The following is a 25,520-nucleotide window of genomic DNA, read 5'->3' as shown; positions in this document are numbered from 1 at the left end:
ATTGTAGCCAGCCGCGCCACCCGATGCTGCTCGCCGTCCTGATGAAACGAGACTATCTGGCGCTTTATCGCGGCGTCGCGAACACCTGGGTCCAGTAGATTCCTGCCTCGCTCTTGCGGTCGACGGCGAAGGCAACTCCCATTTCAGTGAATCCGGGACTCATTATGTTGGCACAGTGGCCGGGGCTGTTGAGCCAGCCTTGCACGACGGCTTCCGCCGTCTCTGCACCGGTCGCAACGTTTTCTCCGACCGTGCGCCATTTGTATCCAACGCGCGAGACGCGATCGGCGACCTTGCTGCCATCCGAGCCCACATGCTGGAAAAGGTTGTGCTCGAGCATGTCCTGGCTGTGAATCAGCGCCGCCTGGTTCAATACGGCGGACAGCTGCAAGGGCGGCGCAGCGTTGAAACTCGAGCGCCCGCATTTGCGAGGTTGGCTGCGCGCCTCATTGATCAAGGTCAAAACTCTGCTGCTGACCCGGGCGGAATCCTTGATCGCAGGGGCGACGAAGGGTTTTGCGACCACGACCCAAACGGTGTTGCGCTGTTGATAGACGCCGATCTCGGTGAACGCGGCATCGATGATCGTCGCGCAGTAGTTGTCCACCAAGGTCTCGAGAATCGTTGCGCGATCGGAGGAGCCCGCAATCTGCATCGACGCCGAATTGGTGGCGCGATAGTCCGAGCGAGCCAGTGCATCATGCAGGCGGCCGCCTTTGGACCATTCGCGCGCCACCATGTCCAACTCCTTGTCTGGACGCAAAGGCTGCGCGACGCCGGACTTCCTGTCACAGCCCTTGCGTCGGATCTCGTTCAGATCGGCAGCGATGCCGGCCAGCGCCGGGGTCGCAATCCATGCACACGTCAGGGCGAACGCAGCGCTCGCGATTCTTTTCATGCAGCGATGTTACGTCACGGCGTGCGTATCATTCGAGTTCCGCCGGCGGCTGGAGCGGCTGGCGGATTTCCTGGTCTTCCTGGTGCCCGCATGATTCGACGGATGATCCTGCACGAACTTGCGTATCGCATCTTGCAACGGCCGTTCAGCATCGCAGTAGTCCTGCCAGTCGGTGGCCTTGGCCACGTGATCCGCGGCGGTACGAACGGTGTAACGCGTCGGGTCGAGGCCAGCTCTCACCTGGGACCAGTTCACTGGCATGGAGACCGTCGCGCCTTCGCGCAGCCGAGGTGAAAGCGGCGCGACCGCGGTCGCCATGCGATCGTTGCGCAGATAGTCGAGGAAGATGCGTCCGCCTCGCACCTTCTTCGCCATGTTCACCACATAGAGCTCGGGATTGTCATCGGCCATGCTCATGCAGACGCCTTGCGCGAAGGCCTTGGCTTCGGGCCACTTCAGTCGATTGTTCTTGAAGTCGGCGAGGGGCGTCACCACGTGCAGGCCCTTGCCGCCCGTCGTCTTGCAGAACGCCGCCAGACCCAGCGCCTCCAGTCGTGCCTTGATCTCTTTCGCGGCGTTGATGAGGGCGGTGAAGTCCACGCCGGGACCCGGGTCCAGATCGAACACCAGCCGGCCCGGTGTTTCGGGTTTGCCCGGCTGACAGTTCCACGGATGCAGTTCCATGGCGGCCGACTGCGCGAGCGCGGCGAGCCCTTCGACCCGGTCGACTTGCAGATAAGGCTTGTGATCGCCGAACACCTTCACCAGCGTGAGCAGATTCGACGTACCTTGCATGGCATGCCGCTGGAAGAATTGCTGCTTGCCCAGGCCGTCGGGCGCGCGGATCACCGAGCACGGTCGGCCCTTGATATGCGGCATGATCCATTCGCCCATGCTTTCGTAGTAGCGGGCGAGCTCGAGTTTGGTGACGGGCTCGCCGTCGTTCGCATGCGGCCACAAAGGTTTGTCGGGGCTGGAGATGGGTACGCCCATGACCACGTTCGACGCGCCATTGGCTGACTTTGCAGTCGCCTTAGAATGTTTCTTCGGCGACGATTTGCTACGCGCCTTGGCGGAACCGGATTTCCCCGTGGTCTTGCCGCGAGCGCTGTTCGGTGCCGGCTGTGCGACATCGACCTCTTCTGCATCGGCCGGCGTCTCGGTGACGATTTCGCGAGCCGGTTTGTCGGTGCGCAATCCCTTGAATGCGGCCTGGCGGACATTGCCGCCGCCGGTCCATCCGGCGAACTCGATCTCGGCGACCAGCTCGGGCTTGACCCAATGGATGTCGGCGCGTTTGCGCGGCGCTGTCTTGCCGCTGAAAGGGTTCTGGTCGGTCTCCAGCTGTTTCAGCTTGGGCCAGAGCTGTCTTACTTTGTCGCCGCCGAAGCCTGTACCGACACGGCCCACGTGGACCAGATGGCCACCGCGGTTCACGCCGACCAGCAGTGAGCGAAAGTTTCTACCTGTTTGCGTCCAGCCACCGATGACGACCTCCTGGCCGGCTCGACATTTCGACTTCGTCCAATCGCCCACGCGGCCGGCGCGATACGGGGAGTCGAGCCGCTTGGAGATGATGCCCTCGAGATTCATGCGGCAGGCGGACCGCAGGACCGCCTCGCCGGCCGCCTCGAAATGCTCGACGTAACGAATGCGCGCGTTCTCGCCCTGCTCGGCGAGCAAAGCCTTCAGCTCGGCTTTGCGCTCACGCAGCGGTAACGAGCGGCGATCGCCGTCGCTGCTGTACAGTAGATCGAACGCGAAAAAAATCAGGTCTTCGGTGCGGCCGTCGGACAACGCCGCTTGCAAGGCCGCGAAATCCGGCGAGCCGTTGTCATCCAGCGCGACGACTTCGCCATCGATGATGGCGTCGGGAAACTTGCTGGCCGCCCTGGCGATGGCCTGAAACTTCTCGGTCCAGTCCAGGCCCTTGCGCGTCTTCAATGTGACTTCGCCAGCGGCGATGCGCAACTGAAGCCTGTAGCCATCGAACTTCACTTCGTGCCCCCAGCCGGGGCCCTCGGGCGGGCGCTCGACGAGCTTGCAAAGCTCGGGTTCGATGAATGCAGGCATGCGATCCCGTTTGCCGGATGCCTTCTTGGCCGGCGCGCGGCTGCTCGATGAAGCGCGCTTGCGTGCAGTGCTCGTCGTCGCAATCGACGCTTTTCTTGCAACGGTTCTTGCCGGTGGCTTCACTGCTTCATCCGAGCGATTCGAATGCCACACCGCGTCCGCCTTGCCGGCCCGCTCGAGCATGAATGCCTTGGGCGAGCGACCCGTGCCGGCGGCGATGGCAGCCATGGATCGGCCCGAGGCGACAGAGCGGTCGTCCTCCATCACCGCCTGCGCGGCTGCCGCATCCAGGGCGAACTTGTCGCGATGCTTGATCAAGAGCCAGTTGGTGCGCTTGCCACCGTACCGATCGCCCTTCATGCGCACGATCACCCAGCTGCCGTTCAGGCGATGACCCGCCAGCTCGAACTTCAACTCGCCCTTTTTCAGTTGCGCCTCCGGCGAGAGCTCACCGATGGGGCGCCAGTAGCCTCGATCCCAAAGCTGTACTGTACCTCCGCCGTATTGGCCCTTGGGGATGGTGCCCTCAAAGTCGCCGTAGTCGAGCGGGTGATCTTCGACTTCCACTGCGAGGCGTTTGTCGTGCGGGTTCAGCGAGGGACCGCGCGTGACCGCCCAGGACTTGAAGACGCCGCCCAGCTCCAGTCGCAGGTCGTAATGCAGGCGGGTCGCGGCATGCTTTTGAATCACGAAGCGCAATTGCGGCGAGCGGGCGACTTTCTGCCGGCCGCTGGGTTCGGCGGTTTGGGCAAAGTCCCGCATCGAGCGGTAGCGTGAGAGTTTTCGAGTTGCCACATCACACCTCGACGGTGAAAGATTGCACGATCGCGCACCGCATCGGGCGCCAGATGTGCTGTCGGTGATATGCCGAAACGCCGTGGCTGCCAGCCCCGTTCCTTGACCGCGCTTGTCGCGACGAAGCGCGCCACAGTCACTCTCCTTTGATCTCGATCGAGCCATGAACATTCTGAAAACCACTGCGGTTGCCGCACTTCTGCTGACCACACTGAGCGCCGCCGGCGCCGAGAAGCTCAACGTCAAGCTCGGCTTGTGGGAAATGACCTCTCTCATGCGCTTCAGCGGCATGCCGCCGCTGCCCAAGGACGTGCTCGACAGAATGACGCCGGAGCAGCAGGCCAAGATGCGTGCGGATCTGAAGGCGGCGTCGGAGGAGGAGCCGGAGCCCGAGGTGAGCAGCGAATGCATCACGCAGGAAGATCTGGACCGGCCGTTCAACTCGGCCAGCTCCGAGGACTGCACGCAGACCATCGTGCGCACTACCAAGACGACTCAGGAGATCCGCCTGGTGTGCACCGGCAAGATCAAGGGCTCGGGCCTGTTCCGCATCAGCACGCCGACGCCGGAGACCATGACCGGCGAGCTCGACTTGAAGGGCGGCGAAGGTCCCGACGCGTTCACCATCAAGGGCACGATCAAGGGCCGCTGGCTGGGCGCGGACTGCGGTGACGAAGACGACGATGACGATTACGACGACCACGACGATTACGATGAAGAAGAATCCGCAGAGCAGTAATCGTCACGCTGCTGGCACGGGCCGCTGGCTTTAGCGGCTGCATCCCTTATGCTTGCCTTCGGCATCATGCGCGGAGGCAGCATGACTTCCAACACCGGTTCTTCCAGCATTGCTTTGCGCAATCACCAGTTTCGTCAGGCGGCCCGGCCGGTAGGGGCGGTCAAGCGCAGCGATTTCGACTATGTCGAAGCGCCGGTGCGTGCGCCGGGCGACAACGAAGTGCTGGTGAAGATTCTGTACATTTCGCTCGATCCGGCCATGCGCGGCTGGATGAACGAAGGCAAGTCATACATTGCGCCGGTGCAGCTCGGCGAGGTCATGCGCGCCGGCGCCGTCGGCAAAGTCCTGGAATCGAAGCATCCCAAGTTCAGTACCGGCGAGTTCGTGTCGGGCACGCTGGGTGTTCAGGAATATGCGACGGTGGATGGCAAGCTGCTCACCAAGGTCGATCCCGATGTTGCACCGTTGCCGGTGTATCTGAGCGCGCTCGGCATGCCGGGAATGACCGCTTACTTCGGCTTGCTGGATGTAGGTAAACCGCAGCCGGGCCAGACCGTGGTCGTGTCCGGCGCGGCGGGCGCCGTGGGCTCAGTGGTCGGGCAGATTGCAAAGATCAAAGGCTGTCGCGCGGTGGGCATCGCGGGCGGCAAACAGAAATGCGACTACCTCACGCAGACCCTCGGCTTCGACGCCGCCATCGACTACAAGTCCGAAGACGTGAAGAAGTCGCTGCGCGAGCATTGCCCGCAGGGCGTGGATGTCTATTTCGACAACGTCGGCGGCGACATCCTCGATATCGTGCTCACCCAGATAAACCGCAACGCGCGCATCGTCATCTGTGGCGCGATCTCACAATACAACAGTACTTCGGGTGTGAAGGGTCCGTCGAACTATCTTTCGCTGCTGGTGAATCGGGCCAGCATGACGGGCATGATCGTGTTCGATTACGCCGCTCGCTACGGCGAAGCAGGGCGCGAGATGGCGGGCTGGCTCAAGAGCGGCCAGTTGCAGACGCGCGAGGACATCGTCGAAGGCTTGGAAACGTTCCCCGAGACGCTGCTGAAACTTTTCAGCGGGGAGAACTTCGGCAAGCTCGTGCTGAAAGTCGCTGACGCGTAGTGCGTGCGTGACATCGGGCGGTAGCATTGAACGTCCGCGCCATGCCGAATGGCAAAGGCGCTGAGCCGTTGCGAGTCGGCGTGTTGTTGGACATGCCCTTGGTGTCGTGCACTGTCGCTGGCGGTCTGCTCTCCCTATGCAGAGCTGCCGTTAACCCGGACCGCGTGCTTTCGCACGCGCTCAGGTTGGAAGGCTTGTCTGCATCGGCGGATGCGCGGTGCGCTAGGTCCTCTCTGCAAGCGCATCGAGAGTGGCGGTCACCGGCGTACGGCTGCGCCATGCGGCCAGGGCGCCGATGAGCGCGAAGACGACGGTGGCCAGCAGGAGCGAGGATCCAAGCGCCTGTGCATCGCCGAAGACGTGGTCGGTGATCATTCCGATCAGTGGAGGACCGAAGCCCACTGCGGTGAACGTGATTACCGCGAGAAAGCAGGCGCTCATCATACCCCGCAGCCGCGGCGGCGTTAGCATCTGTATTCCCGAGAGGGCGGGCGGTGCGGCGGCAGTGGTAAAGAATGTCAGCAGGCCGTACGAGATCAGCGAAATGAACTCGTTTCTCGTGACGCAGAACAGGAAGCCCGGCAAAATCGCCATCGGCAGCATGCCGCCGATCACGACACTTGGCGCGCCTTTGACCCCTGCGGCCTGGAGCTTGTCCGTCAGCCAGCCGCCCGTGAGATGCCCGAGCGGCCCGACCACCAGCACGATGATGCCGACGGTGAAGCCGGTCTGCGCCGGCGAATAATCGAAAAGACGGATGTAGAACGTGGGCGCCCACGCGGCATAGGACTGCGCCAGCAGAATGGCTGCCGCCGACGCCACGGTATGCCAGAGGAAAGCCGAGCGATGTTCGCCGATATACGCGAACACCGTACCAAGGTTCGGTTTCGAATGCAGCGCTTCATGAGTGCGCAAGGGTTCGCGAACCGTCAGCATCAAGGCTGCAACCATGACGCCAGGCAGGCTCGCGAGGATGAACAGCGCCTGCCACGGAGGAGTGTCACCCAGGCCGGGCAGCGACAGTCCGCCTCGGGAATACAGCCACGCGAGTATCATGCCTCCGCCCAACAGCGCCGTCGATTGTCCGAGCGAGGCGCCCATCGTGAACGTGGCGACCGCGCGTGCAAGCTTCTCGCGTGAGAAGTATCCGGCGATCAGCGACATGGCGGCGGGAACCAGCGCCGCCTCGCCGAAGCCGACGGCTATGCGTGCCGCGAAAAGACTGTTGAAAGAATCAGCCAGCCCGCACGCGGCAGTGGCCAGGCTCCAGATGACGACGCCCGCGATGATCAGGTTGCGCCGATTGCCGATATCGGCGATGTGGCCGAGCGGAACGGCGACGATCGTGTAGAGGATGACGAAGCCGGTGCCGTGCAGCAGGCCCAGTTGCGTGTCAGTCAGCCCGAGCTGGTGCTTGATAGGCGCCAGCACGAGGCTCATCACGAAGCGGTCAACGAAGGAAATGAGATGGGCCGAGGACAGCAGGAGGGCCACATACCACGCGTAAGGCGTGTCTTTTCGTGCGATCACATTCCGGCCCTCGCCGGCACGCCGCCATGAAGCCTTCGTTCGCGATTACGCACGGCGCGCATCGAGCCGTCCATCAGGAGGAATCATTGTCATGGATTGATGGGTGCGGAGGCGCCCAGCACCGCCTCGACCAGCGCTTCACAGCGATCGCCCACGCCTGCGCCCGCACACATCAGATTGGGGCTGTAACTCATGGCGAGGCCGGCTTCGGGATCGGCAACACCGATTGCGCCACCGGCGCCGGGATGGCCGAAAGCGCGCGGATTGGCGCCGAGCGGAACGAGTGGCGGGCAGTTCAGGAAGAACCCGAGACCATAGCGGAACGGCCGGTCCGTCATGCCGCATGTACCGGCCCAGCTTTCCTTGCGGATCGCTTCGACCAGGGCGGGTGAAATGAGGCGCACGCCGTCGAGTGCACCGCCGCGCTCGAGCAGCGCATAGACACGAGCCACTGCGCGCGCATTGCCGTGGCCGTTCGAGGACGGCATGACGGCCGTTCGGAAATCGGCGCTGTTGAAGGGACAGGGATATTTCGGCCACGGCCGCCAGGCGCGGCCCAGCTTGGTGCTGGCGTTCTGCGACTGAGTGAGCGTGACGCCGTCAGGGTTGGGAATGGTCCGCGCCACGCGCGGTAGATCGGCTGCGGCGACGCCGAAACCGTAGTCGACTCCAAGCGGCCGGGCGATCTCTTGGTGAAAGAACACATCGATCATGCGGCCATCAACACGCCGCACCAACTCGCCGAGCAGGTAGCCGCCGGTGAATGAGTGATAGGCGCCCTGCGTCCCCGGCTCCCATTCAGGCTTCTGGGCCGCGATGGCGCAGCATATGACCTCCCAGTCATAGGCCGAGCCGTCCGGTGTCGCGTCGGCGTAAATCACACCGGCCAATCCCCCCAAGAGCATGCGCACGGTGATGCGCTCCTTGCCGTTCTGCGCGAACTCGGGCCAGTAGCGGGAGACTGGCGCCTGCAGATCGATCCGCCCGTCATCCACGAGCATCAGCACCGCCAGTGCCGCCATGGACTTGCCGACGGACATCATGCAGGTAATGGTGTCTTCACGCCACGGCGTCGCACTTTCCGGATCGGCGATCCCGCCCCACAGATCAACCACCTTGCGGCCTTCCCTGTAGACGCATACGGCGGCGCCCAGCTCGCCGCGGCTACGGAAATTCTCGGCAAACACCTCTCGCACGTGGGCAAACGCGGGATCGCAAGCGCCGTCGATGCGGAACTCCATCTGCTGACTCATCGGATCGCCTTGTGTGGACACCGCTGGTTTCTCAGTAGCTGTAGCTCAGGCGGATGCCGTAATTGCGCGGATCTCCCGGCGTGCCGGACGGCGCCGCGGTAAAGCTTCCCGTCGAGACCAGATACTGCTTATCGGCCAGGTTGCGTCCGTACGCGACGATCTGCCAATGCCCGTCGCGCGAGGTGTAGCCGACGCTGGCGTTGATCAGGTCATAGCCCGCCATCGTTTGCAGATCGTCATTGACCACGGTGAAGTATTGGCGGTCTTTCCAGCCATACTCGCCGCGGACAAAGACGGAGCCGTGATCGGCGAGGTGCACCTCGTACTGTCCGAACAGCGTATAGGACCATTTGGGCGAGGAGTTCAGGTAGTTGCCGGACGCGTCGAAGGTGAGGGCCGGCGCGGTTCCTGGAATCGGCGCCTGCGGATAATCCGCGTAGGTGGCGTCGAGGTACGTGAGCGACCCACCGATATCGAGGCCTTGGAGCGGCCGCGCCAGGAACTCCAGTTCCACGCCCTCGACCGTTGCATTGGACGCATTGGTGATATCGATCACGCCAGGCATCAGAAACGACTGCACCTGCAGATCCGTGTAATCGTAGTAGAACGCGGAGCCGTTCAGGCGCACGCGCCGATCCGCGAACTCGCTCTTGAAGCCGATCTCGTAGCTCCACAGCATCTCCGGATCGAAACCCTGCGCGGCGTTGCCGCTGGAGAAGTTGAAGCCGCCGGACTTGAACCCGCGCGTGGCCGAGGTATACAGCAGCAGATCGTCGGCGAGGCGGAATTCGAGGCCGAATTTCGGCGTCCACGCCTTGTAGTGAGCTTCGTTCAGATAGTGCCGCGGATAGGTGGGAAGTGACACGCCAGTGCTCAGCGTGTGGACGTCTAGAGACTGATCGAACTTCTTCTTCTCATCCGTATAGCGCACGCCGAGGGTTGCAGTGAACCGCTCGGTGAGCTCATAGGAGCCCTGGGCATAGCCGGCCCAGGCTTCGGTGTCGACACTCGGCGAGGGGTTGGTCTCACGGTCCACATTGAACGCGGTCACGGCCGCGAAGGTGTCGATATGCTCATCGAAGTAGTAGAGACCGGCGACATAGTTCAAGCGGCCGTGCGTACCGGTGAGATTGATCTCCTCGGACAGCTGGTCCTGATTCTCCCGCTGCACGGTTTCCTGGCGGTGCACGTCCGTTGCATCGGAGTCTCCCAGCGAGTCGAGGTGACTTTTGCGATAAGCCGTCAGTGACTTGATCGTGAGCGCGTCGGAGAGCCGATAGCTGATCTCGCCGGATACGCCGCGGATGCTGCGATCCGCGACGGACGGACTGTCGAGCGCGACCTTGCGCCAATTGCCCAGAATGCTCTGGGTCACAGGATCCACGGGACCGCCAGGGGCCGGGCGAAACTCCGTGAGCAGCGCCTGGTTGCTCGCGAAAACGCCTTCATCCTTCAGGTAGTCGGCGCGCAGGATCATGTCGAGCGCGTCGGTGGGAGTTGCGCGAACCTGCAGGCGTGCGCTCCAGGTGTCCTCGGTGCCGCGATCGTTGCCGGAGGCGACGACGTTCTCGAAATAGCCATCGCGCTTGCTGGTCATGGCGGAGAGGCTGACAGCCAGCTTATCTTCGACGATCGGGCCGCTGACATAGCCTTCGCCACGCAGCAGATCGTAGTTGCCGATGGTGGTCTGGACCTTCGCTTGGAAATTGTTGCCCGGCAGGCGCGAGATGACGTTGACCGTGCCGCCGAGCGAGTTGCGCCCGTACAGCGTGCCCTGTGGTCCGCGTAGCACCTCGATGCGCTCGACATCGAGGAAGTTGTTGAAGACCGCCGCGGGCCGTGCGTAGTAAACGCCGTCCACATGCAAGGTCGAGCTCGGATCGGAGCCGGCGAACACGTTGTTCGAGCCGATGCCGCGAATATAGATCTGGGAGAACGGCCCGTTCTGCGCGATCACAAGATTGGGCGTCGATCCGGCCAGGTCACGGATGTCCTTCATACCGGTGCGATCGAGCGCGTCGGCCGTGAACGCCGTGATGGCGAGCGGTGTGTCCTGGAGATTCGTCGCCCCCATCTTGGTGGCGGTCACTACGATCTCGGCGATCTGCAATCCGTCGGCCACGCCGTCGGCGGGCGTCGCATGGACTGCGCCCGAGCACAGCAGGATTGCGGTGGTTCCAGTCAGGGATGCTAAGGGAGCTTTGGGCTTGCGCATGGTGTCCTCTTCTAATCACAGACGTCGAAGGCCGGGATCGCCGGGGTGTTGCACGTGTGATCTTTGGGTTCACCGCGCGAACGCCGTGCGCTAGCGCAGTACTCCAACAGATCGCCGCTGACTCGCCTGATCGCAAGCGCTCATTTCTCCCCGTTGGAGTCAACGGTATGCGAAGTGTCGACAGTTGTCCAGGGGGCCGTCATGTGTGCTCTCGCTGGCGGTGAGTCAGCGAAGCTGTGCGTACGGTCAAGGACCGTGAAAAAATAACGAGTTTCGCGGGGTGACCGAGCTGGGAAGCGAGCGGGCGGCCAGGCGCCATTCCTGGCGAGCATGGCGAAACGCGCTGTTTGTGTCGACAGTATTTAGAGGATTCGATCGCGGCTCGCAGGGTCAGCGACGCTGCGAGCCTTCGAGCAGGCTGATCGACCACTCCACGTGGCTCTCCATGATCGCTCCGGCTGCGCGCCAGTCGCCGGCCAGCACGGCATCGGCCAGTCGAACATAGTTGGCGATGTAGCCCGGAATGCTCGCCTTCAGGTCGATCGTGTCGGCGAGAAAGCGGTTCCAGTACTCGATGTTCAATACGCCCATCAGATAGTCCACATACGGCTTCTCGCCGATCTCGTTCAGCAGATAGTGGAGATCGTTGAGCGCGAAATAAAAGCGGTGCGAGGGCGGCGCGTGTTCGGTCGCGCGGATCTTCGCGATCGCGGCTGCGACGCGCTCGCGATTGTCGCCTTCGTGGATGCGCCGGGCGGCCGCAACGACCGCGACCTTGGCCACGGCGCCGCTTACCTCATAGATCTGAATGAGATCTTCGAGCGTGAGCCTGCGCATCACTGCGCCCTTGTCGGGTAGCAGCTCGACCAGTCCCTGGCCTGCGAGCACATGCAGCGCTTCACGCACGGGCGCGCGGCTGAGGCCGAGGCGCTTGGCCAGTTCCGCCGCCTTGATGCGCTGGCCCGGTTCGAGAGTTCCTTCGTCGAGACTGTCCATCAAGGTGCGATGGACGAGTTGCACCAGCGTTGTCTTGGCGCCGCCTCCGGGCAGTGGCTTGGGCGTGCCGAACGGGGAGCGAGCGTGTCCGCTGCTGGGGGCGGGGCGGCTAGGAACGTCGCCTCGGGCAGTCCGAGGTTGCGACGTGGGGCCGGCGCCGCGCGCGGCGGGCTTCGTTCTTTTGCGTACGAGAGTTGTCACGGGCTGATCCATCGGAAGGCGGGCAGCGCCCGCGTCAAATGCGTCATTTAAGCAGATCGGGCGGCGCCTTGGCGTGTGCGCCGGTGTTCCCGATCCGTCGGGGTTGCTGACGTCATGCGCCGTAAGTGTCGACGATCATAGGGTTACTTGAACTAGCGCCTGCGTCCACGCCTGGATGATAGCCGAAAATCTGCGATAATTTTCATGATCGGGGAGGGCAATTGATCGGCAGGTTCGCTAAGTGTCGACACAAGTATTGACATTGCCGACACTTCTCCGCACCCTGATTGACACATCCAGATAGAAATGAGCGGCGTTGCGCTGTTCGGAGGACCCAATGTTCGAAGGCAAGACCGCGATCGTTACGGGAGGCAGCTCGGGAATCGGCGCCGTGATCGCGCGATTGCTCGTACAACAGGGCGCGAACGTGGCTATCGTCGCCAGCTCGAACATCGAGAAGGCTCGTCAGGTATGCAAAGCGCTAGAGCATGCTGCCGGACGTTGTGCGCCTTTCGCTGCTGACGTGAGCAGTGATGAGGCGATCGCGCGACTCTTCGATGAGGTGGAGCGCGATTTGCAGAGCCCGGACATCCTGGTCAATGCGGCCGGCGTCTTCTACGCAACGCCCGTGGGAGAGACGCCGGCAGTCGATGCGCATCGCCTCATCGACATCAACGTCAAGGGAACGTGGAACTGCATCCAGCACGCCGCGCCGCGTATGAAGCGTCGCGGCGGCGGCAAGATTCTGAACTTCTCGTCGGTCGCGGGCTTCGCCGTCGGAGTCAAGGGCTTTGCGCTGTATTGTGCGAGCAAGGCCGCCATCAGCGCCATCACGCGCGTGGCGGGCGCGGAACTCGCTCCGTTCAAGATCAACGTCAACGCCCTGGCACCGGGCAACACCGCCACGCCGATGAACGAGGCGGTGCGCACGGACCCCGCCCATGCGCAGGCGCTCGAGAATTTCCGGCTGGTCACCCCGAGCGGCGTTCCGTTCAGCCAACCCGAGGAGATCGCAGCGGCCGCGATGTTCTTGCTTTCTCCGCAAGCACGCGCAGTCCATGGCGCCACCTGGCTCGTCGATGAAGGCTTATCAGCCGCGGCGCTCTGAGAGTCCGACAAGGAAAAGGCACATCGATGCGCTTCGCGACAGACACCGGCGGGACGTTCACCGATCTCGTGGTCGAACAGGACGATGGCCTGGTTACGATGCACAAGGCAGCCACCACCGCGGAGGACCCAGTACAGGGTGTGCTCGACGTGCTGGCCGTGGCGGCCCGCGCCCGCGATGTCGATTTGCGCGCGTTTCTCGGCCGCGGCGAAATGTTCATTCACGGCACTACGCACGCGATCAATGCCATTATCACGGGCCGGGCGGCTAGGACGGCGCTGCTAGTCACGGCAGGCCATCGTGACATGCTCGTGTTCAGGGAAGGTGGTCGGCTCGAGCCCTTCAACAATACGATCGCCTACCCCCGCCCGTACGCGCCGCGCGAGCTCACTTTCGAGATACCCGAGCGGGTGATCTACTCGGGGGCCGTGCTCGAGCCGCTCGACGAGCCGACTGTGCGCAACGTTCTCGCTCGTCTGCCCGCATTGGGTATTGAGGCGGTTGCGGTGTGTCTGCTGTGGTCCACTGTCAATCCGGCGCACGAGCGGCGCCTCGGCGAACTCATCGAGGAATGTCTGCCGGGCGTTCCGTACAGTCTTTCGCATCTGGTCAATCCCACGTTACGTGAGTTTCGTCGCGCTTCGTCCACTGCCATTGATGCTTCACTCAAGCCGATCATGACTCGCTATCTCGCCGGGCTGACCAAGCGGCTCGCGGGCGCCGGTTTCGAGGGGCGCGTGATGGTACTGACGAGCGCGGGCGGCATGCTCGATGCCTCGGAGCTCGCGGCTGCGCCAATCCGCGTCATCAACTCCGGTCCATCAATGGCGCCAAACGCGGGTCGCTACTACGCGCAGCGTGAGGGCAAGTTCCGTACGGCTATCGTGGCAGACACCGGCGGGACCACTTGCGATATCAGTCTGGTGCGTGACGGTGAGGTTCCGATGACGCGCGAGTTGTGGATCGGCCAGCCGTTTCGCGGCCATCTGGCGGGCTACCCGTCGGTCGACGTCAAGAGCATTGGCGCCGGTGGCGGCAGCATTGCCCATGTGGATTCGGCGGGACTGCTGCACGTCGGTCCGCAAAGCGCTGGATCGGCACCCGGGCCGGCATGCTACGGACGAGGAGGTCTCGAGCCCACAGTTACGGATGCAGCGGTAGTGCTGGGCTACATCGATGCGAATTTCTTTCTCGGCGGAGCGATGCCGCTCGACCGTGCAGCTGCCCGGCGAGCGGTGGAAACCGCCGTGGCGCGTCCGCTTGGCGTCAGCGTCGAAGAAGCGGCCTGGAATATCGTGAACCTGATGACAGAGAACATGGTGCAGGCGATCGCCGATATAACGGTCAGCCAAGGAATCGATCCCGCCGAGGCGGCGTTGATCGGCGGCGGTGGCGCCGCAGGCGTGAATGCGGTCTTCATCGCGCGCAGACTGGGCTGCAGGCTGCTCATTCTCCCGGAGAGCGGCGCGGCACTGAGCGCCGCGGGCGCAATGATGTCGGAAATCGGCGCGGAGTACGCGGCCAGCGTATTCACCACGACGGGCGATTTCCAGCGTCAGCGCATCAACTCGGCACTCGCCCATCTGCGTTCGCAGTGCGAGGACTTCGCTCGTCGATCTGCGGGGCGCACGCAGGAGACGCAAACTTCGCTCATCGCCGAGGCGCGCTATGAGAATCAAGTGTGGGAGATCGATACGCCGCTCGGTTTCGCTGAGTTCTCTACCGAAGCCAGCGTTGCAGCGTTTCGAGAAGCGTTCGATGCGATGCACGAGCGGATTTTCGCCGTGCGCGATCCACGATCCAACGTGGAACTGGTCGGACTGCGCGCACAGGTTCGCAGCCGCGTGCGCGCCGTGGATGAGTTTCGCCTGGCGCCGACACGCATCGCCGGGAAGTGCGCGACGGCCAAAGTACGATCCGTGTACTTCCCATCTGGCGGCTGGGTCAGCACGCAGGTACATCGGCTCGAAACGCTGCGCCTGCACGAAACGTATGCGGGCCCGGCCATCCTGGAGTCGCCGTTCACCAGCATCGTCGTGGACCCGCAGGCCCGCTTCCGCCGCTCGGCCGCGGGCAGCATTCTCATTGAGGCGTGCGACGCATGAACGATGTCAGCAAACGGCCGCAGCTCACTGGCGCGGAGCTTGCCGTAATTCACAGTCGCCTCGAGGGCGTCGTGCGCAAGATGTCCAACACTTTGCTGCGCACCGGTCGCTCGGGCGTACTGAATCGCGCAAAGGATTTCTCCTGCTGTATCGTCACCAGCGAATGTGAGCTGCTGGCGGCCGCCGAGAGCCTGCCGATCCACGTGCTTTCCGGCCCCGACCTGATGGCGCGAGCGATGCAACGGTTCCATCCGGCTTTGCGGCGCGGTGATGCGTTCCTCCACAATTCGCCCTATCACGGCTGCTCGCATGCCGCGGATCATACGATTCTTGCGCCGGTGCTCGACGAACACGGCGCGCATCGCCTGACGGTGCTCGCGAAAGCCCACCAAGCCGACATCGGCAATTCCGTGGCGACGACATACCATGGCTTTGCGCGCGACGTGTACGAAGAAGGCGCGCTTATCTTTCCAGCCGTCCAGGTGCAGAGAGACTACGCCGATATCGACGACATCATACGCATGTGCGAAATGCGCATTCGCGTGCCGGAGCAATGGCGCGGCGACTACCTGGCCATGATCGCAGCTGCCCGCATCGGGGAGCGTGAGTTGCTCGCGATGGCGCAGGAGATCGGCTGGGACGTGCTTGACGCCTTCGCCGGCCACTGGTTCGATTACAGCGAGGCGCGCATGATCGAGGCGATCTGCAAGCTGCCGCGCGGACGCGCCACGACGAGCAGCACGCACGATGAGTTTCCCGGCATGCCGCCCGGCGGCGTGGAGATCAAGACGCACGTGAGCGTCGATCCCGACAGCGCCTTGATCGACGTGGATCTGACGGACAACCCGGATTGTCTTCCTTGCGGCATGAATCTCAGCGAGGCCACGGCGAGAACGGCGGCGATGATCGGCGTCTTCAACAGCATCGATCATCGTGTACCCAAGAACGCCGGCTCCTTCCGGCGAATCCGCGTGAGCTTGCGCGAGGGCTGCGTAGCCGGCGTTCCGGTTCATCCGTTCAGCTGCTCGGCGGCGACCACCAACATCGCCGACCGCGTTGCGAACGGTGTGCAGACCGCGATCGCCGAGTTGAGCGACGGCGCGGGCATGGCCGAGGTCGGCGCCGTCATTGCTCCCTCCGCCGGCGTCATCTCGGGCGTAGATCCACGAACCCGAAGGCCGTTCGTCAATCAGATCTTTCTGGCGTTCAGCGGCGGAGCGGCCTCGCCCATCGCCGATGCGTGGTGGACGACGGCGCACGTGGGCAACGCTGGAATGTGCTGCCTGGACGGCGTGGAGCTCGCCGAGCTTTATCAGCCGATTCTCGTTAGAAGCCGGAGCTTCGTCGCGGATTCCGAAGGCCCGGGGCGTACAACCGGCGCACCCTGCACGCGTGTGGACTTCGGGCCGCTGGGCTGCGATATCGATATCGGCTACTTGTCCGACGGTCATGTGAACCCGCCGGTAGGCGCGCGTGGCGGATTGCCGGGCGGCGCTGCGAATCAACACATCATGCATGTGGATGGCGAGTGCGAGCGCTTGCCGGCATGCGCCCAGATACGCGTGCGGGACGGAGAACGGATCATCGCCGTCTCCGCTGGAGGCGGTGGATATGGTTCACCCCTTGAGCGCGATGCGGCGCGCGTCGCGCATGACGTGCGCGAAGGTCTGGTGAGCGTCGCGCGCGCCTGGGAGGTCTATGGGGTCAGTCTCGGGCCGGACGGTGCGGTCGATGAGATGCGGACGCGGCGCGAGCGGACGATGCGAAAAGGCCTCGACATCCATGAGTAGCCAGCAGCGCGTCATCATCACCGCCGGGGCGGCCGGCATCGGCCGCGGCATTGCAGATTCGTTTCTAAACGCCGGCGCGGCGGTATGCATTTGCGACATCGATGAGTCGGCGCTGCAACGCGCGAGCAGAGCAGAACCGCGCTTGGTGTGCGTGACGGCCGATGTCTCGGCTCTCGAAGACGCGGCGCGCGTGGTGCGAGAGGCGAACGAGAGGCTCGGAGGCGTCGACGTACTCGTAAACAACGCCGGCGTTGCGGGCCCGACAGCCGCGCTCGAGGATATCTCACTGGAGGACTGGACGAGAACGTTCTCGGTCAATGTCACCGGCGCTTTTCTGATGACGCGGGCGGTCGTGCGGCAGATGAAGTCACGCCGCAGCGGATGCATAGTCAACATATCCACTGCGAGTACCGTGACCGGACTGCCGCGGCGTGCGCCGTACATTGCCTCGAAGTTCGCCATTGAGGGTCTCACCCGCAATCTCGCGCGGGAACTCGGCCCGTTCGGCATTCGCGTCAACGCGATACGCCCCGGTTTCATGAACACCCCGCGGATGCAGAACATCATTCAACATTACGCAGCAGAGCGCGGCGCGAGCGTCGAGACCGTCGAGCGTGAGGCACTGGGCTACATTTCACTGCGCGCGAAGATCGAGCCCTGTGAGGTCGGCGACATGGCTGTGTATCTATGCGGCCACGCCGCTCGCCACATCACCGGACAGCTCATCGGCGTGGACGGCAATGCCGAGTGGGAAGGATGAGGACGACGCCCGAGCGGCCGCCCGCCTGAGATCATCTCCATCCGGCATGCCGCCGGCAATCACACGCCACCCTGCCCGCGCGTCCTCAATCCCACAGCGCTTGCTCTGCCGCGCTTTCGAGGATTTCGATCATATCCTCATCCAGCAGAAAGCGTTCGGCTCGCAGCCGCAGGGCGGCCTCGGCGACTTTGCCCAGATAGATGTCACGAGTCGGATAGCGCTCGACGATCGACGGGCGCGGATCGCGATTTTTCTTCCGCTCTTGCTCGGTGCGCGCAAACGGAAGGTGAGAGCCTTGCCAACGCAACAGCATGCCCGGCGCCCCGTACTCCTTGGTGCGGATGTTCCAGCCTGTAAAGGTGCCCAACGGTACGGCGATGTCCGGATAGCGAACTCCAGCCAGCTCATTGCCGTCACTGTCCACCATCGGCAGCAGCGTGTGATAAGCAGGCCCGGCAAGCGGTGGCACGTGATCGGCGACGCCTTCCGGCTGCCAGCACGGACCGGGATCGAGACGTAACGGCTGATAGTAGCGGGTGGGCAGACGCACGGCCGGGAACTTGGGAAAGGCGCTCACCAGCTGCGGCAGCTCTACCAGCGTACCGTCGTCGAGACGTGGATAGCGACTCGGCGGTGGCTCGATCTCGCGGCTCACCCAATCATCCAGCGTGACCAGACTGGCGCGGACCATCGGAGCGGCTTTACGCCTGTTGAGCGGATGCTCGGCGAGTCCGCCAGTCACCGCATTATGCGCGGCGCCCGTGAACAGATAGATGCGGACGTTGGGGTCGACGGGCAAATCCTTTTTGCCTTGAACGTCCGTATGCAGCAACGATGCGGCGCGCGCCCAGTATTCGGTGGATGTCTGGATGTAATAGATTTTGGGGAGATTCCCGAGCGCGCGCGCACGCGCAAAGGCGTCGCCGCGCTGTCCGGTAACCGGATCCTCCTGGGGCACTGTGGCAAACGGGAAGAAGTCCGTCGGATACAGCGTCTCCTCGTGCTGGCTGCCGTGCCGGGTGGTTTGAGCGAAACGGTGGTTGAACAGCCCTTTGCCGGCGCCACCGACGTACATGATCAAGCCATCGAATGCGATACGCCCGTGCCGGTCGCTGTTGAAGCCCTCGTAGACAAAATGGTTGAGGAACCGGCTCGACTGCGATACTCCGACGCCATACGCGTGCTCGATAGCGCCAGCCAAAGGATTCGGCGCGCCCGCGGCGTCCATGCGATCGTAGCGGAAGAATGCGACGACATCGCGCACCGAGGCCAATCCAAGGCCGGCGACCCGCGGGTTGCTGGCAATGTACGTGAGCTCATAAAGCAGCCCGGGCGCGAAACCCTCCTCCAGGTACACGCTCGTCGGATCGGGCAGGACCTTGCCGTCCTCCCAGCGCGCGAACTGCCACTGTGTGTGTGAAATTTCGATCGCAGGCTCGGAACGTGCGGCCCGCACCGTCAACCTGGCGTGACGATTGTCCAGCGACACCGCGGGATAGGCGAGCGTATCTCCCCACGCCAGCGGGAGACTCTTGCGCATCTTCGCGGCGTTCCCGGCGCCCGCCGACTGGCGTTTCTCGTACATCTGGGTCACGGAGCTTTCCATCTCGGCGTAGACCGTAGATGTGATCTCGCGTCCGTGCTCACGCGCGACGGGAAGCCGGGCGGACATCCGGCCGCCGCCTTCCATGACATCGCCGGACCACCCGCTCCACAGCACGGAGTAGCCTTGGCGCATGAGGAATCCATTCCCGGCGTCCCGCAGCGTTTTCGGCTCGGCGCTGCCCGCGCCGTTGAACAGGCCCAGCGCGAGCTTGTGGCCGCGATTGACCACCTCGTACAGCAGGCGCCCATTGCCGCGCGCTAGGTCGACGGGCTTGAGCAGGAAAAATTCAGTCGAGTACTCCACCTTGCCGCGTGCGTTACGCGGCGCAAGTGCAAGGTCATGCACGCGCTGGTCGGCAGAATCGTCCGGGTCGGCCTCGAGGTGCAGCCGCCCAGCAATGATTTCGTAAGGTCCCACTGGAGCGAACGAGGCGCCGCCGGCGAAGGGCTCGCGCCGTAGGATCTCGATCCCCATTACTTGCGCATGAGCGGGCGCGGCAATCAGCGCCGCGAGAACGACCAGCCACGGCGAGAACAGGATCTTGAGTAAACGCATGCGTCAGAGCTCCGGGACGCTGGATGACGATCCGCACGACGCTTCAGGGTCGACGAGGCGGACGGCGCTCGCAGTGCATGTCACCTGAAAAACTGCGATCGCAGTTAGTGTGTTTGCGGCCCGGCGAGCTGTCAAGGCGGACAGCTTGCTGCAAGCAGGCGCCGCTGTTTTGCGCCTCACTGCCGCCCCGGCCTGCACAAGCTGGCGTGGACTCGTGGCGCTTGACAGGGCTTTGTCACAAGTGGAAATATCTGAGATCACAGTTTACAAGCGACTCGAGCATGCCGACGCTCGAGCGAGAACACATACGTTCCCGTGGCTTCAGGAGTCGTCCGTGCAGAACTCGAACAGGAAAATCATTCTCACCTGCGCCGTGACCGGCAATGCGCCATTCAACCGCAAGCATCCGGCGTTCCCGGTGACGCCGGCGGAGATCGCCGCGGCGTGTATAGAGGCCGCGAAAGCGGGCGCCGCCATCGTGCATGTGCATGTCCGTGACCCGCGCACTGGCGAGGGTAGTCGTGACCCTCGGCTGTTCAAGGAGACAGTCGATCGCATCCGGGACTCACAGGTCGATGTGGTCATCAATCTCACGGCCGGTCTCGGCGGGTTATTCCTGCCGGACCCGGCAGATGAGTCGCGGGCGCTGCCACAGAGCGACGTGATCGGCGTCGAACAGCGGGTCGTCCATCTGGAGCTTGCCCGGCCGGAAATTGCGTCACTCGACATTACGACCGGCAATCAGGTCGAAGGCGACCAGGAGTTCGTCTACCTCAATACGACGCGCACCTTGCGCGCGATGGCCAAGCGCTTCCAGGAACTCAATGTAAAACCCGAGCTCGAGGTCTTCGGCCCGGGCGATATCGAGTTCGGCAAGCAGATGGCGCGTGAAGGCCTGATTTCCGGCCGGCCGCTCTACCAGTTCGTGCTCGGCGTCAAATGGGGAGCGCCGGCCGATACACGCACGATGCTCTACATGAAAGAGTTGCTGCCGCCTGATGCGCTGTGGGCAGCGCTCGGCATCGGTCGGCTGCAGATGCCGATCATGGCGCAGGCGGCGCTGCTCGGCGGCAACGTCAGGGTCGGGCTCGAGGACAACTTGTATCTAAGTCGCGGTGTGTTCGCGACCAACGGTCAATTGGTGGAGCGCGCCCGCACGATCCTCGAGGGGCTTGGCCATGAGCTGGCGACTCCCGGGGAAGCGCGGCAAATCCTGGGGCTGGCGACTTGAGGAAGCAACCGTCGGATCGAGATGAGCGGCAGATCGACGGGAGATCCGTGATGGAGTGGGAGACTGCGCGCACCGTGGCCTATCCATGGCAATGCGATTCGATGGGGCACTTCGCCACGCAGCACTACATGAAGGTGTTCGACGACGCGACCTACCACCTGCTTGGTCACCTCGGCTTTGCACTGTCCGATGTGACGCGTACCCGCCGGGGCTGGGCGGACGTGAGCCACTCGATCGAGTATTGCCGCGAAGTGCTGGCGGGCGATCTTCTGCTGGTGCTCAGTTCGGTGGAGCGCATCGGCAGGACGTCGATCACCTACAAGAGCCGTCTGACGCGCGCCGCGGAGAAGGATAAGAATTGTGCGGTGCTGACCGGCGTGGCCGTGCACTTCGACCTCGAGCGGCGAGTTGCGCTCGAACTGCCTGCCGACATTCGCGCGGCGGCACGCCGTGCGCTGCACGTGGAGGAGTTGGAGCAACCCGCGCAAGACGCGCCGACTGAATCCGCATAAAGGAGTCGCATGCCGGCTCGTCGCCGGTTCTGTCCATTGTTCTGCGCACCGGGTCGCCGCGCTCGCGGCTGCATCGGGCGAGGCGCTGCATTTGCTTCAGGTGGCGGATGCCGAAAGCTGCTTTTCAATCGATTCCGCCGCTTCCAGAAGGTCGCGCTGCAAGGCGCGCTCGGCGCCGTCAGGATCTCGCCTGGCCAGCGCCGCCAGCAGTCGCGCATGGGCAGGATAGGTCGCCCCGGGTCGGGTCTTGTCGACTACCTTGTTGAGCGTGGGGCCTATTCTCAACCACATGTTTTCGATCAGCGCCAGCGTCATCGGCATGTCCGCCAGCTGATAGATGAAGAAATGAAAGCGGAAGTTGCGCTCCAGGCGTTGTGCGGTTGTCGTGCTGGCGAGTATGCGGTTGTCCAATGCACGCGCCCGGCGCACCTTGTCGGCGTCAATGTTCTTTGCGGCTTCGCGCACCGCCAGGCCTTCCAGCCGCAGGCGAATTTTCAACACTTCGCGAAACTCGGCCTGAGATAGCTCGTGAACGTGGAACGCGCTTTTGGCTCGGCTCTCCAACAGTCCATCGGCTTCGAGGCGTTTGAGCGCCTCGCGCACCGGCATGGGGCTGACGCCCAGCGCCTCGGCCAGCGATCGGGTGCTGAGCTTCTTGCCCGGCAGGATCGCCCCAGCCATCAGTGACTGACGCACGATCCGGTAGACCTGACGCTCGATAGCCTCGGGGGCGGTCGGGTCGAATTTTTGCATGCGGGGCGCGGCCATTCGGATGCGACGTGGGCGAGCCGGCTTCTCGAGCTTTTTTGCGGACATCTCTGTCTTGGAACTGATAGATGGCCCCTTTTGCCATAGACGCAGGCCAGCCTCAATAGCATCTGCGATCGCAGGCACTGGGTAAGCGCCAGCTCCCGGCAAGCTTACCGGTCACGTTGCCAGGGCAGAATGCATTGTACGCAGGACTGGATCAGAGCTTCAGCGTTGCGATGGCCAATCTGTCGGTTTCACGTCGCCGACATGCAACGTTTCGAGTTTGCCCTGAGCAAGAACCGTTGATGCGAAATGTAATGCGGGAACTCGAGGTTCAGTGAAGTGCGTTACCCAACACCTATGAGGCCCCCTGACGTCAAGTAGTCACCAATCTTCCTGCTGAATCATCGATGGCCGACGCCGCATGAACTGAGAGCGGCTCAGTAGCTGCCGGCGACAATGTGACGAACAATCGGGTCGGTGCACGGACTTAGTTGCGGGTGGTCGACGCGATCCTGTCTGGCACCCACGAGGCGGGTACCAGTCACTACGAGTTACTGCAAGCGTTCGCCGACACCGCAGCGCTCCGCCGCGCGGATGAGGCCCTGAACAGCGCGGGCTACCGCACCCACGAGTTCGGCGATTCCGTGCTGATTGAACGGGATAGCCGCCGTTATTCGCGCGGCACCGGCCCTCGACCCGGTGCCGAAGTTTTTCCGGAAATGCAAGGACTGGTCGGCCCGGCTCCGCCACGTATACTCCGCGGTTTTCCGCCGGCGTCCGCCCATGTGGTTCAAGAATCTCATCGTCTATCGCCTGCCCGAGGACTGGTCTGTCTCCGCGACTGAGCTGGAGGAGAAGCTCGCCGCGCGCTCCCTCATGCCGTGCGGCAGCTTCGACATGCAGAGCAAGGGCTGGGTGTTTTCCAGCGACCTGGAGCGCTACGTCCACACTGTCAACGGCCAGCACCTGATCGCCCTCGGCGTCGACCAGAAGTTGCTGCCCGGCTCCGTCATTCGCCAGGTCGCGACCGAGCGCGCCAAGGAAATGGCCAAGGAGCAGGGATATCCCGTCGGCCGCCGGCAGATGCGCGAACTGAAGATGCGCGTCACCGAAGAGCTTCGCGGCCGCGCGCTCACGCGCAAGACAGTCACGCATGCGTGGATCGATCCAATCAACGGCTGGCTGGTCGTCAATGCTTCCAGCGAAGGCAAGGCCGAAGACGTGGTCGAGACGCTGCGCAACACTCTGGGCAGCCTGCAGGTCACGCTGCTGGAAACCGAGCGCTCGCCGTCCTCCGCATTGACTGCCTGGCTCATGCTCGGCGACGCGCCGCTGACCTTCACCATCGACGACGAACTGGAACTGCAGGCCGCGGACCAGAGCAAGCCCACGATTCGCTATGTGCGCCATCCTTTGGACGGCAAAGAAATTCGCGCGCAGATCTCCGGCGGCATGTACGCCACCCGCCTCGGACTCACCTGGAAGGACCGCATCTCGTTCGTGCTGAACGAGAAACTGCACGTGAAGAAACTGGAATTCCTGCTGATCGAAAAAGACAAACCCGAAGACGGCGGCGAAACCACCCCCGCCGAACAGTTCGATATCGATTTCACCCTGATGACCGGCGAGCTCGCCGCACTCCTCAAAGACCTCGCAACCGCGCTCGGCGCTCCGGAAGAGAAGCAGGCGGCCGCGGCGTAGGGATCGTACCGCGCGCGAGCTCGCGTAGATTCCAGCAGCATCCCCTGCGTGGGGATGGCCGCGCATTCTTCGCGCGCCGTACTCGCCGGCGCGCAGGTGCGCGGGCCATTCTCGTGAGAACGTTAGTGCTTGCTGCGGCTAGTTTGTTAGGAAGCACAACCTTCGGACACGGGTTCAGATGCCCCGCAAGCTCGAAGCGAGTTGAATGATATTTCGATGCAGATGTTCCGCGTGAAGGCGATCCACGAGATGGTTCAAGCAGCCACGGCCGTCTTTGTCGGCAACATCGGCAGAATCATGAGCGGGGAGATCGAGCCCGGCTTCGAGCTGATCAAGAGCTCGCCGTGCGCCGCGAGCTTCCTCGCCAAGTCCACGTCTCGATATAGCTATGCCAGGATTACGGCAGAAGAAATGCGGAGCTACGGAAACTCCGAGATCAGACGCGATATCTACAAGGGGTTCGAGCGCATGCGCGTCCGCGCGGTGCCAGGCACGACTCAAACAACTTTCAGCCAAGGGTCTGAAGTCCCTGCTGAGTTTCTCGGCCGGGAATTGCAGCTGATTTGAGCCGCTCGCGACGACGGCCGATGGCTCAAGGCGTGAGTGGCTTGCCAGCCCAGCGCAAGATGGCGCGAGCGACGTCTTGTTCTTTCTTCAGCTGTGACATCAGCTTCAGCATCTGCTCGGAGAATTTTTCCTTTTCCACCTGCGCCGCTACGATCGCGCCCGATTCCTGATTCTGATAGCGGAGCAGTTGCACTTTGCCGCGCAATTGAATTGCAGCGGCTGAGTCGGGAATTGCAAGGCGTTGCAAGATGCCAAGGCCGATGCCTTCCGCCAGGACGGTGTCACTGCGCTCGAGTGCGCGAGCGATCTGGTCACAGCGCACGCGAGTGGCGGGCTCACGGACGTGTTGTTGATCGCACGCAGTCGATAGGGGCTTGAAGCTGGAGGCGGCCAAGCTCGATAGCCAGCCGATAGTCGCGTTCATCGCATTGGTCACCGGCGTGGGCACCGGTTGTGCCGATGAGCTGGCAAGGGGAGTGCGGCTCAGTGGCGGAGTGAGCCTGGCGATCAGCGTGGTCCAGTACGTATTGAAGTGAGCGGCCTTGGTCATTGCTTCGAGAATCTGTTCTTCGGCACTCGCATCGCCGCGCCGCTGTGCGCGAGCCAGAGCCCCCAACCAGACGGACCCGCTGACCGGGTCGAGTTTGCGCAGCTGGGTTTCGATGGGCTGCGGTTCGCAGCCCGGCACTTCGCTGCAGATCCGCACATGCAGCCACAGGATCTCCGGGCGGTCAGGCGCCGCCTTGGCCGCTTTCTGAATCATATTCAGGGCTTGCGAGCCATTGCCGCTCGGGTCCTGGCCCCACAGTGCCAGCGCAGTTGCGGCCATCTCATCCACACCGCCGGTGTCGGCCGCAGGTCGTGAAGGGGTGTCTTGCTGCGGCGGGGAACTGGCGCATCCTGCGGCCAGCAACACCAGCAACGGCCATGAGCGAGCCCAACTGTTCCGTGAAGCGCGTTTCATGGGCGCAGATCTTAACAATGCCAGGCTGACGACGGGCCAATCCGCACTG

The 25,520-nt window shown here is 63.3% G+C and carries 19 protein-coding genes; 10 read left to right on the top strand and 9 right to left on the bottom strand.

Annotated features, from left to right (window positions below; genetic code table 11):
• Positions 1-64: 64 nt before the first annotated feature.
• Together VGE08_RS25865 and ligD are read right to left on the bottom strand one after the other, a co-directional pair.
• A complete protein-coding gene (locus VGE08_RS25865; protein WP_331070826.1) occupies positions 65-898 on the bottom strand; it encodes a CAP domain-containing protein in 834 nt (277 codons plus the stop codon).
• Between the two features lie 9 nt (positions 899-907).
• A complete protein-coding gene (gene ligD / locus VGE08_RS25860) occupies positions 908-3,766 on the bottom strand; it encodes a DNA ligase D (protein WP_331070825.1) in 2,859 nt (952 codons plus the stop codon).
• A 163-nt stretch (positions 3,767-3,929) separates the two neighbouring features.
• On the opposite strand from ligD, the gene VGE08_RS25855 reads away from it, so the two are divergent.
• Entirely contained in the window at positions 3,930-4,505 is a 576-nt protein-coding gene (locus tag VGE08_RS25855) for a DUF3617 domain-containing protein (RefSeq protein WP_331070824.1), read from the top strand.
• A 108-nt stretch (positions 4,506-4,613) separates the two neighbouring features.
• Entirely contained in the window at positions 4,614-5,624 is a 1,011-nt protein-coding gene (locus VGE08_RS25850; RefSeq protein WP_349258805.1) for an NADP-dependent oxidoreductase, read from the top strand.
• 222 nt (positions 5,625-5,846) lie between these two features.
• Here VGE08_RS25850 and VGE08_RS25845 read toward each other — a convergent pair whose 3' ends face one another.
• From VGE08_RS25845 to VGE08_RS25830, 4 genes are all read right to left on the bottom strand, one after another.
• Entirely contained in the window at positions 5,847-7,154 is a 1,308-nt protein-coding gene (locus tag VGE08_RS25845) for an MFS transporter (protein WP_331070822.1), read from the bottom strand.
• An 89-nt stretch (positions 7,155-7,243) separates the two neighbouring features.
• On the bottom strand, positions 7,244-8,428 hold the full coding sequence (locus tag VGE08_RS25840) for a serine hydrolase domain-containing protein (protein ID WP_331070821.1): 1,185 nt from the start codon (positions 8,426-8,428) through the stop codon (positions 7,244-7,246).
• 10 nt (positions 8,429-8,438) lie between these two features.
• Positions 8,439-10,622: a TonB-dependent receptor gene (locus tag VGE08_RS25835; RefSeq protein ID WP_331070820.1), complete on the bottom strand. Its 2,184-nt coding sequence runs from the start codon at positions 10,620-10,622 to the stop codon at positions 8,439-8,441.
• 390 nt (positions 10,623-11,012) lie between these two features.
• Positions 11,013-11,642, bottom strand: coding sequence for a GntR family transcriptional regulator (locus tag VGE08_RS25830; RefSeq protein ID WP_331070819.1), 630 nt, complete (start codon positions 11,640-11,642; stop codon positions 11,013-11,015).
• Between the two features lie 514 nt (positions 11,643-12,156).
• Between VGE08_RS25830 and VGE08_RS25825 the strand changes: the two genes are divergently transcribed.
• Genes VGE08_RS25825 through VGE08_RS25810 form a run of 4 tightly spaced genes read left to right on the top strand, consistent with a single transcriptional unit; the run spans position 12,157 to position 17,582 of the window.
• Positions 12,157-12,927, top strand: coding sequence for an SDR family oxidoreductase (locus VGE08_RS25825; protein ID WP_331070818.1), 771 nt, complete (start codon positions 12,157-12,159; stop codon positions 12,925-12,927).
• A 26-nt stretch (positions 12,928-12,953) separates the two neighbouring features.
• Complete coding sequence (locus VGE08_RS25820) at positions 12,954-15,032, top strand: hydantoinase/oxoprolinase family protein (RefSeq protein ID WP_331070817.1); 2,079 nt, start codon at positions 12,954-12,956, stop codon at positions 15,030-15,032.
• Positions 15,029-16,822 carry a hydantoinase B/oxoprolinase family protein gene (locus VGE08_RS25815; RefSeq protein WP_331070816.1) on the top strand — a complete coding sequence of 598 codons (1,794 nt, stop codon included), beginning with the start codon at positions 15,029-15,031 and terminating at the stop codon, positions 16,820-16,822. The genes VGE08_RS25820 and VGE08_RS25815 overlap by 4 nt, the downstream gene beginning before the upstream one ends.
• The gene (locus tag VGE08_RS25810; protein ID WP_331070815.1) at positions 16,815-17,582 is read left to right on the top strand and encodes an SDR family oxidoreductase; all 768 of its coding nucleotides are present in this window, start codon (positions 16,815-16,817) and stop codon (positions 17,580-17,582) included. The genes VGE08_RS25815 and VGE08_RS25810 overlap by 8 nt, the downstream gene beginning before the upstream one ends.
• 85 nt (positions 17,583-17,667) lie before the next feature.
• Here the strand turns inward: VGE08_RS25810 and VGE08_RS25805 are convergent, their stop codons facing one another.
• Positions 17,668-19,743: an alpha/beta hydrolase domain-containing protein gene (locus tag VGE08_RS25805; protein WP_331070814.1), complete on the bottom strand. Its 2,076-nt coding sequence runs from the start codon at positions 19,741-19,743 to the stop codon at positions 17,668-17,670.
• A gap of 334 nt (positions 19,744-20,077) precedes the next feature.
• Here VGE08_RS25805 and VGE08_RS25800 point away from each other — a divergent pair, with 334 nt between their 5' ends.
• Positions 20,078-20,974 carry a 3-keto-5-aminohexanoate cleavage protein gene (locus tag VGE08_RS25800; protein WP_331070813.1) on the top strand — a complete coding sequence of 299 codons (897 nt, stop codon included), beginning with the start codon at positions 20,078-20,080 and terminating at the stop codon, positions 20,972-20,974.
• Between the two features lie 50 nt (positions 20,975-21,024).
• On the top strand, positions 21,025-21,486 hold the full coding sequence (locus tag VGE08_RS25795) for an acyl-CoA thioesterase (protein ID WP_331070812.1): 462 nt from the start codon (positions 21,025-21,027) through the stop codon (positions 21,484-21,486).
• Between the two features lie 96 nt (positions 21,487-21,582).
• Here the strand turns inward: VGE08_RS25795 and VGE08_RS25790 are convergent, their stop codons facing one another.
• A complete protein-coding gene (locus tag VGE08_RS25790; RefSeq protein ID WP_331070811.1) occupies positions 21,583-22,254 on the bottom strand; it encodes a GntR family transcriptional regulator in 672 nt (223 codons plus the stop codon).
• A 768-nt stretch (positions 22,255-23,022) separates the two neighbouring features.
• Here VGE08_RS25790 and VGE08_RS25785 point away from each other — a divergent pair.
• Entirely contained in the window at positions 23,023-23,940 is a 918-nt protein-coding gene (locus tag VGE08_RS25785; RefSeq protein ID WP_331070810.1) for a recombination-associated protein RdgC, read from the top strand.
• A gap of 216 nt (positions 23,941-24,156) precedes the next feature.
• Positions 24,157-24,507, top strand: a complete 351-nt coding sequence (locus VGE08_RS25780; RefSeq protein WP_331070809.1) for a hypothetical protein — start codon at positions 24,157-24,159, stop codon at positions 24,505-24,507.
• A gap of 25 nt (positions 24,508-24,532) precedes the next feature.
• Here the strand turns inward: VGE08_RS25780 and VGE08_RS25775 are convergent, their stop codons facing one another.
• The gene (locus VGE08_RS25775; protein WP_331070808.1) at positions 24,533-25,336 is read right to left on the bottom strand and encodes a hypothetical protein; all 804 of its coding nucleotides are present in this window, start codon (positions 25,334-25,336) and stop codon (positions 24,533-24,535) included.
• Positions 25,337-25,520: the final 184 nt, after the last annotated feature.

The organism is Steroidobacter sp. (genome assembly GCF_036406195.1).
Taxonomy (GTDB): Bacteria; Pseudomonadota; Gammaproteobacteria; order Steroidobacterales; family Steroidobacteraceae; genus Steroidobacter.
This window is presented reverse-complemented; position numbering and strand designations above follow the sequence as displayed.